Origin of the sequence: Azohydromonas lata (genome assembly GCF_034427735.1) — a bacterium.
GTDB lineage: Bacteria > Pseudomonadota > Gammaproteobacteria > Burkholderiales > Burkholderiaceae_C > Azohydromonas > Azohydromonas lata.
In genome coordinates, this window is sequence record NZ_JAXOJX010000033.1 from 68678 (window position 1) to 81683 (window position 13006).

At 72.5% G+C, this 13006-nt stretch carries 12 protein-coding genes; 6 read left to right on the top strand and 6 right to left on the bottom strand.

Annotated features, from left to right (window positions below; translation table 11 throughout):
• Positions 1-58: 58 nt before the first annotated feature.
• Positions 59-505, bottom strand: coding sequence for a TerB family tellurite resistance protein (locus SM757_RS19275; protein WP_322466732.1), 447 nt, complete (start codon positions 503-505; stop codon positions 59-61).
• A 152-nt stretch (positions 506-657) separates the two neighbouring features.
• On the opposite strand from SM757_RS19275, the gene SM757_RS19280 reads away from it, so the two are divergent.
• The 5 genes from SM757_RS19280 to SM757_RS19300 all read left to right on the top strand — a co-directional run bounded on the left by SM757_RS19280 (position 658) and on the right by SM757_RS19300 (position 6650).
• Entirely contained in the window at positions 658-1545 is an 888-nt protein-coding gene (locus tag SM757_RS19280; protein WP_066331016.1) for a LysR family transcriptional regulator, read from the top strand.
• Positions 1546-1596: 51 nt separating this feature from the next.
• On the top strand, positions 1597-3387 hold the full coding sequence (locus SM757_RS19285) for an MFS transporter (protein WP_322466733.1): 1791 nt from the start codon (positions 1597-1599) through the stop codon (positions 3385-3387).
• Positions 3388-3391: 4 nt separating this feature from the next.
• Complete coding sequence (locus tag SM757_RS19290; RefSeq protein ID WP_322466734.1) at positions 3392-4597, top strand: HlyD family secretion protein; 1206 nt, start codon at positions 3392-3394, stop codon at positions 4595-4597.
• 2 nt (positions 4598-4599) lie between these two features.
• Positions 4600-6084, top strand: coding sequence for an efflux transporter outer membrane subunit (locus tag SM757_RS19295; RefSeq protein ID WP_322466735.1), 1485 nt, complete (start codon positions 4600-4602; stop codon positions 6082-6084).
• A 119-nt stretch (positions 6085-6203) separates the two neighbouring features.
• Complete coding sequence (locus SM757_RS19300; protein WP_157118695.1) at positions 6204-6650, top strand: zinc ribbon domain-containing protein; 447 nt, start codon at positions 6204-6206, stop codon at positions 6648-6650.
• 116 nt (positions 6651-6766) lie between these two features.
• On the opposite strand, the gene glmS is transcribed toward SM757_RS19300, so the two are convergent.
• A complete protein-coding gene (glmS, locus tag SM757_RS19305; RefSeq protein WP_322466736.1) occupies positions 6767-8596 on the bottom strand; it encodes a glutamine--fructose-6-phosphate transaminase (isomerizing) in 1830 nt (609 codons plus the stop codon).
• 152 nt (positions 8597-8748) lie between these two features.
• Between glmS and SM757_RS19310 the strand changes: the two genes are divergently transcribed.
• Complete coding sequence (locus SM757_RS19310; protein WP_322466737.1) at positions 8749-9234, top strand: Lrp/AsnC family transcriptional regulator; 486 nt, start codon at positions 8749-8751, stop codon at positions 9232-9234.
• Here SM757_RS19310 and SM757_RS19315 read toward each other — a convergent pair.
• The 4 genes from SM757_RS19315 to dapF form a co-directional block, all read right to left on the bottom strand.
• Positions 9206-10387: a class I SAM-dependent rRNA methyltransferase gene (locus SM757_RS19315; protein ID WP_322466738.1), complete on the bottom strand. Its 1182-nt coding sequence runs from the start codon at positions 10385-10387 to the stop codon at positions 9206-9208. The genes SM757_RS19310 and SM757_RS19315 overlap by 29 nt on opposite strands.
• 107 nt (positions 10388-10494) lie before the next feature.
• On the bottom strand, positions 10495-11478 hold the full coding sequence (locus SM757_RS19320) for a tyrosine recombinase XerC (RefSeq protein ID WP_322466739.1): 984 nt from the start codon (positions 11476-11478) through the stop codon (positions 10495-10497).
• Positions 11479-11480: 2 nt separating this feature from the next.
• On the bottom strand, positions 11481-12176 hold the full coding sequence (locus SM757_RS19325; RefSeq protein ID WP_066331004.1) for a DUF484 family protein: 696 nt from the start codon (positions 12174-12176) through the stop codon (positions 11481-11483).
• Positions 12173-13006: diaminopimelate epimerase (gene dapF / locus SM757_RS19330; RefSeq protein WP_322466740.1), on the bottom strand; the 834-nt coding region annotated here is incomplete at its 5' end. The genes SM757_RS19325 and dapF, both read right to left, overlap by 4 nt.

Sequence of the window (13006 nt, forward strand, 5' to 3'; positions counted from 1 at the left end):
CCGCCGCCCGGCGCACCGGGACGGGCGGCGAAGGGGACGGCGCGTCAGTGCGGCGCGCTCACGCCGCGGCGCGCGGCGGCTCGAAGGGCCGCAGCGCCGGGGGCCTGCCGGCAATGGGACAAGGCAGCGCCCAACTGCCGGCCACGGTGGCCAGCAGTTGGGCCTCGGCCTCGGCGATGTGGCGGTCGGCCTGCGCCAGCTCGGCGCAGCACTGCAGCACGCGGCGACGCAACCCGGGGTCGGTGATCTCGCCCAGCAGCCGGGTGAGCGTGGCGCGGTCCACGCGGCAGGCGCCGTCCCAGCTCAGTTGCGGGCCGCATTGCAGGTCTTCGCAGCAGTCGTGCAGCACCTCCATGAGCTCCGAGGGCAGCAGGCCCAGCGACTGCGCGGCGTGCCTGTGGGCCAGCGCCTCGAACTCGTCGTGGGAGAAGTGCCCATCGGCCAGCATGGTCAGCGCCACGATGCGGGCGGCGGCCTGGGGGCTGTTGTGCGGATAGCTGCGCATGAAAAGTCCTCGCTTTGGAGAAGAGTCCCGTGCCCCGGCTTGCGGCGGCTGCCGCGTCGGCGTGGAGCACGGGCCCAAAGGTAGGTGGCGTGAAACTTCTAAAAAAGCAGCGAATCACAGACCAACACTTCGCTCAAAATTGAGGAACTCGCATGGGCCCCGACTTCAGCTACCGGCACCTCCATTACTTCTGGGTCGTGGCGCAGGAGGGCGGCATGGCGCGCGGGGCGGCGCGGCTGGGCGTGGCGGTGCAGACGGTGAGCGCGCAGGTGCGCGAGTTGGAGCGCGCGCTGGGCCACACGCTGCTGCGCCCCGAAGGCCGCGGGCTGGCGCTGACCGACGCGGGCCAGGCCGCGCTGCGGCAGGCCGACCAGATCTTCGCCCTGGGCGAGCAGTTGCCCGCCGTGGTGCAGGAGGCCGCCGGCTCGCCGGTGGTGCGGCTGACCGTGGGCCTGTGCGACGGGCTGCCCAAGCTCATGGTGCACCGGCTGCTGATGCCGGTGCTGGCGCAGGCGGACCTGCGGCTGCTCTGCCACGACGGCGAGTTCGAGGAGTTATTGGCGGCGCTGGCGCTGCACAAGCTGGACCTGGTGCTGGCTGACCACCCCGCCCCGCCGCACCCGGGCCTGCGCATACAGGCGCACCCGCTGTCGCGCTCGGCCATTGCCTGGTACGCCACGCCCGCGCTGCAGGCGGCCGCGCGCGACGGCTTCCCGCAGTCCCTGGCGCGGCTGCCCGTGCTGCTGCCCACGGGGCATGCGGCCATGCGCGCGACGCTGGAGCGCTGGTTCGAGCAGGTGGGCGTGCGCCCGCGCGTGGCCGGCGAGTTCGAGGACAGCGCCCTCTTGAAAACCTTCGGCGCGGCCGGGCTGGGCGTGTTCCCGGCCGTGGAGCTGGTCGACGAGGACTTGCGCCGCCATTACGGCGTGGAGTGCGTGGGCCGCTGCGACGAGGCCGAGCAGCGCTTTTATGCCTTCTGCAGCGAGCGCAAGGTGCAGCATCCGCTGGTGCAGCGGGTGCTGGCGGCCGCCGCCGGCTGACGCGTCTTCGCCCCGGGAACACGCCACCGGGGCGCGGCGCAGGCGCGGCACTTGCCAAGCCTGCCCGCGATGACGGACCCCTACGCCCCACGCGCCTGGCTGCCGCACGAGCGGCCCATGATGCCGGGCTCGCCCTCCACGCCGCTGCACGCCCCGGCGCGGCGCGCTGCCTATGCCGCGGTGGGGCTGCTGGTGTCGCTCACCGGCGGCCTGGGCAACGCGCTGGTGAGCGCCAACCTGCAAAGCCTGCAGGGGGCCTTGGGCCTCTACGCCGCGGAGGCCGCGTGGCTGCCCGCGGCCTTCGTGATGAGCAACGTGTCCATGAACCTGCTGCTGGTGAAGTTCCGCCAGCAGTACGGCCTGCGGCTGTTCACCGAGGCGTTCATCGCGCTGTACGCCCTCATCGCGCTGGCGCACGTGTTCGTCCACGACTTCTCGACCGCGCTGGCCCTGCGCGCGGCGCACGGCATGACGGCGGCGGCCATGACCTCGCTGGGCCTGTACTACATGCTGCAGGCCTTCCCCGCGCCGCTGCGGCTGCGCGGGCTGGTGATCGCGCTGGGCACGTCGCAGTTGGCGCTGCCGCTGGCGCGGCTGCTGCCCGTGGGCGTGCTGGAAGCCTCGGCGTGGCGCGGCCTCACGCTCTTCGAGGCGGGCCTGGCGCTGCTGAGCTTCGCCGCCGTGCTGGTCTTGAAACTGCCGCCGGGCGACCGCTACCGCGTCTTCGAGAAGCTGGACTTCCTGACCTTCGCCCTCTTTGCCCCCGGCATGGCGCTGCTGTGCGCCGTGCTGGGCCTTGGGCGCACGCTGTGGTGGACGCAAAGCGCCTGGCTTGGTTGGGCGCTGGCCGGGGCCATCGTGCTGCTGACCGCCGCCGTGGCGCTGGAGCACCACAGGCGCAACCCGCTGCTCAACACGCGCTGGATCAGCAGCGCGGGCCTGGTGCGGCTTGGGCTGGTGATGCTGCTCATACGCGTGGTGCTGTCCGAGCAGGGGGTGGGCGCGGTGGGCCTGCTGCAGACGCTGGGCATGGGGCCGGACCAGTTGCGGCCGCTGTTCGTGATCGTGCTGCTGGGCACGGTGGCCGGCGTGGGAGCGAGTGCCTGGCTGATCAGTCCGACGCGGCTGCACTGGCCCATCCTGTTCGCGCTGGCGCTGATGATCCTGGGCTCGCTGCTGGACGCGCAGGTCACCAGCCTGGCGCGCCCTCACGACTTCTACGTGAGCCAGTTCCTGCTCGCCTTCGGCAGCGCGTATTTCCTGGGGCCGGCCATGCTCTCCGGCATGTCGCAGGTGATCGCCCAGCCGCGCAACCTGGTGAGCTTTACCGTGATCTTCGGCATCAGCCAGAACTTGGGCGGCCTGGCGGGCTCGGCGCTGGTGGGCACCTTCCAGACCTGGCGCGAGAAGTTCCACTCCAGCCAACTCACGGAGCCGCTGACGCTGCTGGACCCGCAGGTCGTGGCCCGCCTCCAGGCCGGCGCGGCGGCGTTGGCCGGCACGCAGGCCGACCCCGTGCTGCGCAACGCCCAGGGCAGCGCCGCGCTGGCGGCCGCGGCCGCGCGCGAGGCCAACGTGCTGGCCTACGCCGACGTGTTCCTCTTCACCGGCGTGCTGGCCGCGCTCACGCTGGTGTTCATGATGGGCCATGCCGCTTGGGCCGCCCGCCGCGGCGCGCCGGAGATGGCGCAGCGCACGGCCCAAGCACCGGCACCGGCCGCCGCGGCGCCCTCGCCCGCCCCTGCCGCGTCCCCGGCACCCACTCCAGCCTCCACTGCGGCACCCGCCCCGGAGCGCCCCGGCAGCGCCGACCCCAGCGCGCCGCTGACCGACACGGTATGACCCCATGAGCCGCGACGCCCAACCGCCTGCCCCGCCCCCGCCCGCCACCGCGCCGGTTGCCGCGGCCGCGCCCGCGGCCGAAACACCGGCGCAAAAGCGGCGCCGTTGGCTTTCCATTGGCGTGTTCGCCGCCGTGGCGTTCGCCGGGGTGCTGGCCGTGCTGTACGCGTGGCAGTTGCCGCCTTTCGCCACGGCGCTGCAGCGCACCGAGAACGCCACCGTGCGCGGGCAGGTGACGCTCATAGGCACGCAGCTCAACGGTTTCGTCGCCGAGGTGCTGGTGCAGGACTTCCAGCCAGTCAAGCAGGGCCAGGTGCTGGTGCGGCTGGACGACCGCATCTACCGCCAGCGCGTGGACCAGGCGCGGGCGCAGGTGGCGTCGCAGCAAGCGTCGCTGGCCAACTTCGCGCAGCAGCGCAGCAGCGCGCAGGCCTCGGTGGCGCAGGCGCAGGCCACGCTGGCCAACGCGCAGGCCCAGGCCGCGCGGGCCGAGGCCGACTTGCGCCGCGTGGAGGCGCTGGCGGCCGACGGCTCGCTGTCGCAGCGCGAGCTCGACGCCACGCGCGCTGCCCGCGTGCAGGCCCGCGCCGCCGTGGAGCAGGCGCGTGCCGGGCTGGCGGCGGCGCGCACCAACGTCACCAGCGTGGGCGTGAACCGCGGCGCGCTGGAGGCGGCGGTGGCCGGCGCGCAGGCCGCGCTGCGGCTGGCCGAAATCGACCTGGGCAACACCGAGCTGCGCGCGCCCAGCGACGGGCAGCTCGGCGCCGTCACCGTGCGCGTGGGCGCCTACGTCTCGGCCGGCAGCCAGCTCACCTCGCTGGTGCCGCCGCAGCGCTGGGTGGTGGCCAACCTGAAGGAAACGCAGATGGCGCACGTGCGCCCGGGACAGCCGGTGACGTTCACGGTGGACGCGCTGGAGCACGCGCCACTGCGCGGCCACGTGGAGCGCAGCTCACCGGCGACGGGCTCGGAGTTCAGCGTCATCGCGCCGGACAACGCCACGGGCAACTTCGTGAAGATCGCCCAGCGCATCCCCGTGCGCATCGCCATCGAAGCCGACCAGCCGTTGGCCGCGCAGCTCAAGCCGGGGATGTCGGTGGTGGTGAGCATTGATACCGGGGCGGGGGAGCGCGCCGCCAGCGCCGGGACGCAAACGACGGCGGCGTCCGCGCCGGCCGGGTCGGCTCCGGCTGCTCAGGGGGCTCGTTGAAGATGAGCGGGCTGGCGGGATGCCAAAGGCGCTGGAAAGGCCAGCGGCGGTCGGTCTTCCCACCACCGCCAGCCGCCGCCCTGCTGGCCGCCCTGCTCCTGGCGGGCTGCGCCTCGCCGCGCCCCACTTCGCCGCTGCCGCCGCCCGCGGTCGAAACGCCCGCCGCCTGGCGCACGCCCATCGCCGAGGCGCAGGACATCGACCCCGCCTGGTGGCGCCGCTTCAACGACCCGGTGCTGGATGCGCTCGTCGCCCAGGCGCTGCAGCGCAATGCCGACCTCGCCACCGCCCGCGCCCGCGTGGCCGAGTACGAGGCGCGCCAGCGCGTGGCCGCCGCGGGCTTGAGCCCCACGCTGGCCCTGAGCGCCGGCCCGGCGCGCGCCCGCGCCCGCACTCCGGCCGGCACCGTGAGCGAAAGCACGCTGCTGCAGGCCGGCGTGCAGGCGGCCTGGGAGGTGGATTTGTGGGGCCGGCTGCGCAGCCTGGAGGCCGCGGCGCTGGCGCAACTGCAGGGCCAGCGCGCGGCGGCGGATGCGGCGGCGCTGTCCATCGCCGCCACCACGGCCAACGGCTATTTCAACTTGCGCTCGCAGGACGCGCAGCTCGACCTGGCCCGCGCCACGCTGGCCTCGCGCGAGGAATCGCTGCGCCGTGCCCAGCGCCTGTTCGAGGAGGGCTACAGCTCGCGGCTGGACTTCGTCCAGGCCGAGGCCGAGCTGCACACCGCCGCCGGCGCCGTGGCGCAACTGGAGCGGGCCGTGGCCCAGCAGGAGAACGCCCTGGCCGTGCTGGCGGGCCGCGCGCCGGGACCGCTGCCGCGCGGCATGTCGCTGCAGGCGCTGCAGCCGCCCGCGGCGGTGGCCGGCCTGCCCTCGTCGCTGCTGCGCCGCCGCCCCGACCTGGCGCAGGCCGAGCAGGCCGTGGCGGCGGCGGACGCGGCCTTCGCCGCCGCGCGCGACCAGCTCCTGCCCGCGCTCAACCTCAGCGCCTCGGCCACGTATCAAGGCTTCACGCTGCACCAGTTGCTCGACGCGCCCACCCTGCTGTGGAGCGTGGGCGCGAGCGTGCTGGCGCCGGTGTTCCAGGGCGGGCGGCTGCGGGCGCAGGCCGACGCGGCGCAGGCGCAGCGCGAGCAGGCGCTGCACGGCTACGAGCAGGCCGCGCGCACGGCCTTCGCCGAGGTGGACAACGCGCTGGCGTCCATCGCCTCGCTGCGCGTGCAGGCGGCCGAGGCCGCGCTGCGCCGCGACGCCGCGCTGCAGGCGCTGCGTATCGCCCGCAACCGCTATCGCAACGGCTACGCCTCCTACCTGGAGGAGCTGGACGCGCAGCGCGGCAGCTACGCCGCCGAGCAGGGCGTGCTGCAGGTGCAAGGCGCTTTGCTGGCCGCCCACGTGGACCTGGCGCGGGCCTTGGGCGGGGGCTGGCGTGACGGTGGCGAAACGCCTGTTTCCGCATCGCGCGACATGGTGGTGCCGCGCCAGTGACCTATTGCGCAGGAAAGCGGTTCTTGCCAGCCGCGCCCGTGTGCCGGAGCAATTTGTTCTCCTAGAGTGTGGCCTCTCGCGACGGCGCAGCGCGCGTTGCGCGTCGGCCGTCCATGACCATGAAGCACAAGAACAGCCTCTCCACTGCCATCCCAATGAAGCCCCTGGCGCGACAGCCCTGGTGGGTGGGCGTGGCCGTGGCGCTGGCGGCCTTCGTGCTGCTGGAGCAGTTGGCCGAGCTGCCTTCGAGCGCGCTGGCGCAGTTGGCGGTGAACGTGGTGGCGGTGCTGGTGCCGCTGCTGTGCCTGCTGGCCGCGGCGCGCTCGGCATGGCGCCAGCGCATGGCGGCGATGGCGTGGCAAGCCCCCATGGCGCAGGACAGCGCGATGACGCTGCCCGTGCCGTCCGCGGCGGCGCAGCCGGACTTCGAGGACACCGTGCCGCCCTGCCCCGTGTGCAACAGCGGCATGGTGCGCCGCACCGCCCGCGGCGGCGCCGACGACGGCAAGGCCTACTGGCGCTGCGTGAACCACCCGGGCTGCGAGGGGCAGCGCGAGGTGGAGTGAGATCGCGATGACCCCGGGTCGCCGGGGCCATCGCTGCAGGGGATCGCAAGCGCTTCTTGAAGCGCCCTGCTTGCGCCCGCTGCCTGCTTGCAAACAGCGGGCGGAACCGGCTGGCCTTATTCGACCGTCACCGACTTCGCCAGATTGCGCGGCTTGTCCACGTCCGTGCCGCGCGCGCAGGCCGTGTGGTAGGCCAGCAGTTGCAGCGGCACCACGTGCAGGATGGGGCTGAGCACGCCGTAGTGCTCGGGCATGCGGATCACGTGCGTGCCCGGGGCGCTGGCGATGCGCGTGTCGCCGTCGGCGAACACGAACAGCTCGCCGCCGCGCGCGCGCACTTCCTGCAGGTTGCTCTTGAGCTTCTCCAGCAACTGGTCGTTGGGCGCCACCGTCACCACCGGCATGGCCGCCGTCACCAGCGCCAGCGGGCCGTGCTTGAGCTCGCCGGCCGGGTAGGCCTCGGCGTGGATGTAGCTGATCTCCTTGAGCTTCAAAGCGCCCTCCAGCGCCACCGGGTAATGCAGCCCGCGGCCCAGGAACAGCGCGTTCTCCTTGCTCGCGAACTCCTCGCTCCAGGCAATGACCTGCGGCTCCAGCGCCAGCACGGCCTGCACGGCCGCGGGCAGGTGGCGCAACTGGCGCACGTGCTCGGCTTCCTGCCCGGCGCTGAGCTGCCCGCGCACCTTGGCCAGCGACAGCGTCAGCAGGAACAGGCCCACGAGCTGCGTGGTAAAGGCCTTGGTGGAGGCCACGCCGATTTCCACGCCCGCGTGCGTGAGGAAGGCAAAGCGGCACTCGCGCACCATGGCGCTGGTGGCGACGTTGCAGATGGTCAGCGTCTGCTCCATGCCCAGCGAGCGCGCGTGCTTGAGCGCGGCGATGGTGTCGGCCGTCTCGCCGCTTTGGCTGATGGTCACCACCAGCGTGTGCGGGTCCGGCACGCTGTCGCGGTAGCGGTACTCGCTGGCGATCTCCACGCTGGTGGGGATGCGCGCGACGGACTCCAGCCAGTACTTGGCCGTGCTGCCGGCGTAATAGCTGGTGCCGCAGGCCAGGATGAGCACCTGCCGCACGTCCTTGAACACGGCCGTGGCGCCGGCACCGAAGATTTCCGGGTTGACGCCCTCGATGCCTTCGAGCGTGTCGGCGATGGCGCGCGGCTGCTCGAAGATCTCCTTCTGCATGTAGTGCCGGTAGGGGCCCAGCTCGGCCGCGCCGCTGTGCGCATGCACGGTGCGCACCTCGCGCTGCACGGGTCGGTGGCTGCCGTCGCCCTGGCGGGCGCTGATCCAGCTCTTACCCGGCTGCAGGTCCACCACGTCGCCCTCTTCCAGGTAGACGATCTGGTCGGTCACGCCGGCCAGCGCCATGGCGTCCGACGCCAGGAAGCTCTCGCCGTCGCCCAGGCCCAGCACCAGCGGCGAGCCCTCGCGCGCGCCCACCACGCGCTGCGGCTCGTCGCGGCAGAACACGGCCATGGCGTAGGCGCCGCGCAGCCGCGCGGTGGCGCGCTGCACGGCCTCGAACAGGTCGCCCTCGTAGAGGTAGTTCACGAGGTGGGCGATCACCTCGGTATCGGTCTGGCTCACGAACTCGAAGCCGCGGCCCTGCAGCTCGGCGCGCAGCTCCTCGTGGTTCTCGATGATCCCGTTGTGGACGAGCGCGATGCGGTCGCCGGAGAAGTGCGGATGCGCGTTGTGCTCGGCCGGCGCGCCGTGCGTGGCCCAGCGCGTGTGCGCAATGCCCGTGCCGCCGGCCACGCCGTCCTGCGCCACCTGGTGCGCCAGCTCCGCCACGCGGGCCGTGCTGCGCGTGCGCCGCAGCACGCCGCCCTGTTGCACCGCGACACCGCAGGAGTCATAGCCGCGGTACTCCAGCCGCTTCAGGCCCTCCAGCAGCACAGGAACGATGTCACGCCCGGCGACGCCGGCGACGATTCCACACATGGCACTCTCCCCAAACTTTCGTTGACCGGAAGTTTAGAAATTTCAAAGTGCAAGGTGCTTTCAAATTTAACCAACTTTTGGCGATAACTTTCGTGTTGCCGATTGAACGAAATTTTCTTTCATTCAATAATATAAAAAGAAATAATCAGACAATGACTTCACTCGACGACGTGGACCGCAAGCTGCTGCAGTTGCTGCAGCAGGACGCCGGCCGTTCCAACCAGGCGCTGGCCGAGGCGGCGGGCATTTCGCCGGCCACGGCGCTGCGCCGTGTGCGGCGGCTGGTGGAAGACGGCGTGATCGAACGCCAGGTGGCGCTGCTGTCGCCCAAGGTGCTGCCGGAAAGCCTCACGGCCATCGTCGAGATCACGCTGGACCGCCAGGGCGCCGAGCACCAGGCGGCCTTCGAGGCACGGGTGCGGGCCGAAGGCGCCGTGCAGCAGTGCTACCGCGTGGCCTCGGGGCCGGACTTCGTGCTGGTGCTGTGGGTGCCGGGCATGACGGCCTACCAGGCGCTGGTGCAGCGCCTGTTCACGCAGGACGCCAACGTGCGCAACGTGCGCTCCTTTTTCAGCTTGGAGCGCACGAAGTTCGAGCCGCGGATGGACCTCAGCGCTTCATCACCACCAGCCCCTTGAGGTACTCGCCCTCGGGGTAGGCCAGCGTGGTGGGGTGGTCGCAGGCGGCTTCCAGGCGGGCGAGCAGGTAGCCGTCCACGCCCGCGTCGCTGCCGGCGCCGGCCACGATCTTGTGGAACAGGTCCGGGCCGATGCCGCCGGAGCAGGAAAAGGTCAAGAGCAGGCCGCCCGGCTCCAGCAGCTTCAAGGCCAGCCGGTTGATGTCCTTGTAGGCGCGCGCGGCGCGGTCGGCGTGCGCGGCGGAAGCGGCGAACTTGGGCGGGTCCAGGACGATGGCGTCAAAGCGCTCCTCGCGCTGCAGGCAGCCGCGCAGGTACTGGTTGACGTCGGCGTCGGCGAACTCGGCCCGCGCGGGGTCGAAGCCGTTGAGCGCCACGTGCGCCTGGGCGCGCGCCAGCGCCGGGCCGGACGAATCCACGCTCACCACGCGCTCGGCGCCGCCGGCCAGCGCCGCGACGCTGAAGCCGCCCGTGTAGCTGTAGCAGTTGAGCACCCGCTTGGCGCCCAAGCGCTTGACCCACTCCGCGAAGCGCAGCCGGTTGTCGCGCTGGTCCAGGTAGTAGCCGGTCTTGTGGCCCTCGGCCACGTCCAGCGTGAGGCGCCAGCCGTGCTCGCGGATGGTGACGGCCGTGTCGCCGCCGCCGCGCAGCCAGCCGCTCACGGGCTCCAGCCCTTCGAGGCCGCGCACGCTGGAGTCGGAGCGCTCATACAGGCGCGTGAGGCCCGTGGCGGCCAGCAGCGCGGCGGCGATGACGTCTTTCCAGCGCTCCACGCCGGTCGAGAGGAACTGCGCGCTGAGCACGTCGGCGTAGCGGTCCACGATCAACCCGGGCAGGCCGTCGGCCTCGCCGTGGACCAAGCGCACGCCGTCGCTGTCTATGGGCAGCCTGGCGCGCAGCGCCACGGCCTGCTGGACGCGTCGCTGGAAGAAGGCGGCGTCCACGCGCTCGGCCTCGTCGAAGGTCCAGGCGCGCACGCGGATGGAAGAGCTTGGGCTGAAGGCGCCCCAGGCCAGGAAGCGGCCCTCATGGGTCTCGACGCGCACGGTCTCGCCGGCGTCGGCCTTGCCCTTGGCGATGGAGCCCTCGAACACCCAGGGATGCTTGCGCAGCAGCGAGCGCTCTTTGCCCTCGCGAATTCGTACTGATTTCATGGGGGCGGATTGTCCATGCCGGCGTGGGGACGGCCGTGGCGGCGGGGCCTCGCAATCAGCGCAGCCCGTCACGCCACGCGCGAGCGCACACGTCCGCTGCGCGCGCCTCAGCCTTCCTTCTTCTTCGCCCGCGGGTGCGCCTGGTCGTACACCTTGGCCAGGTGCTGGAAGTCCAGCCGCGTGTAGATCTGGGTGGTGGTGATGCTGGCGTGGCCCAGCAGCTCCTGCACGGCGCGCAGGTCGCCGCTGGACTGCAGCAGGTGCGAGGCGTAGCTGTGGCGCAGCATGTGCGGGTGCACGGAGGTCGGCAGCCCGGCCTGCAGCGCCTGGCGGCGCAGGCGCGAGCGCACCTGGGAGTCGGTCAGCCGCGTGCCGCGCCGGCTCACGAAGAGCGCGCGCTCGCCGGGCGCGGCCAGCAGCGCGCGCTGCACCAGCCAGCGCTGGAGCGCCTCCAGCGCCGCCGTGCCCACCGGGCCGCTGCGGCGCTTGGAACCCTTGCCCATCACGTGCACGGTGGCGTCGGCCACGTCCACCCAGCCCAGGGCGCCCTCGCCCGCACCGATGTCCAGGCCGATGAGCTCGCCCACGCGCAGCCCGCAGCCGTAGAGCAGTTCGACGATGCAGTGGTCTCGCGCGGCCAGCGCCGGGTCGGCGCCGTCGCTCTCGTGCTCGGCCAGCGCCACGGCATGCTCCACCGACAGCGCCTTGGGCAGCGGCTTGGGCGCCTTGGGCGCGCGCAGCCCGGCCACCGGGTTGAGAGCGACTTCGCCGTTCTGGCCCCACCAGCGGTACAGGCCCCGCCAGGCCGAGAGGATCAGGGCGATGCTGCGCGGCGCCAGCCCGCCGCCGTGCAGCGCGGCCATCCAGCCGCGCACGTGGTGCGGCTGCGCGGTGCGCAAGGGCACGCCATCCTGCCCAGCCAGCGCCACCAGGCGGTGCAGCGCGTCGGTGTAGAGCTCCAGGCTGCGCGGCGCCAGGCGGCGCTCGGTCTTCAGGTGCAGCAGCCACTGCTGCAGGTCGTCCGGCAGCACCGGCGGGCTGGTGGGTTCAGGCACGGCCACTGCAGTGGCGGCCTTGGCGGCGCGGGCCATGCTCAGCGCGGCAGCAGTTGGGCCAGTGCGGCCGAGGCGATGTCGCCTATGCGCACCAGGAAATCCACGCCCATGTCGCTCGCAAAGCGCGTGGCGTCGGGCGAGCCCAGCATGAGCAGGCCGAAGGTGCCGCCCGCGGCCTCGTGGCGCAGCGGGATGGCCGCGACGGACAGCGCCGCCGTGCCGTCGAACAGCCACTGCGCGGCCTCCACCTCGCCGGTGTTCAGGCCGCAATAGGGCAGCGCCAGGCTGTCGGCGAACTCGCGCGCCGTGCCGGGCAGTTGCAGCACGAAAGGCTCGTTGGCGAACGGCGCGTCCACGCCCCACAGCCGCAGCGCGGCCTGCGGGACGAGAAAGCGCTGCTGCATCTCCTCCACCAGCGTGGCGGGCAGGGCGTGGAGGTCGCGCTGCAGCATCACGGTGCGGGTCCAGCGGTGCAGCCGGTCGGCGATGGCGGTGTTCTCCTGGCCGTGGCGGATCATGTCCATGATCCTGTGCTCCAGTCCCTTGATGCGCTCGCGCAGCAGCGCGGCCTGGCGCTCCTGCAGCGACACGGCGCGCGAGCCGTGCGGGCTGGCCAGGCGCACGTCACCCAGCAGCTCGGCGTGGCGCTCGAAGAAGCCCGGCGTGGCAGCCAGGTAGCGGGCGATGTCTTCCTCGGTGATGCCTTGGGCGGGCGGCCGGGTGTCGTTGCTCACAGTTCCATTTCTCCCTCGAACACGGTTTCGGCCGGGCCGGTCATGAGCACGTGGGCGTCGCCGCCGGCCCATTCGATGGTCAGCCGCCCGCCCGGGGCGTCCACGTCCACGCGGCTGTCCAGCCAGCCCAGGCGGATGCCGGCCACCACCGCCGCGCAGGCGCCCGTGCCGCAGGCCAGGGTCTCGCCCGCGCCGCGCTCGTACACGCGCAGCCGGATGTGGCTGCGGCTGACCACTTCCATGAAGCCCACGTTGACCTGGCGCGGGAAGCGCTCCAGGCCCTGGATCTGCGGCCCCTCGATCTCCACCGGCGCATGCCGCACGTCGTTGACGCGGCGCACCGCGTGCGGGTTGCCCATGGAAACGACGGCCACTTCCACCTCGTCCCCGTCGCCCAGCGACAGCGGCCAGAGCTGGAAGCCGCCCTCCTCGCGCGGCGTGAGGCCGGCGGGGTCGAAGGGGATGCGCGCGTGCTCGAACACGGGCGTGTTCATGTCCACGGTGACGCGGCCGTCGTCCTGCAGCCGCAGCTCCAGCAGCGTGGCCATGGTTTCCACGCGCACGCTGCGCTCGTGGGTGAGCTGCTTGTCGTGGACGTAGCGGACGAAGCAGCGCGCGCCGTTGCCGCACTGCTCGACCTCCTCGCCGCTGCCGCCGTTGAAGATGCGGTAGCGGAAGTCCACGCCGGGCGTGGCGCTCTTTTCCACCACCAGGATCTGGTCGGCGCCGACGCCGAAGCGCCGGTCGCCCAGGCGGCGGAAGTGCTCGGGGGTCAGCGCCAGCGGCTGCTGCGTGGCGTCGATCACCACGAAGTCGTTGCCCGCGCCCTG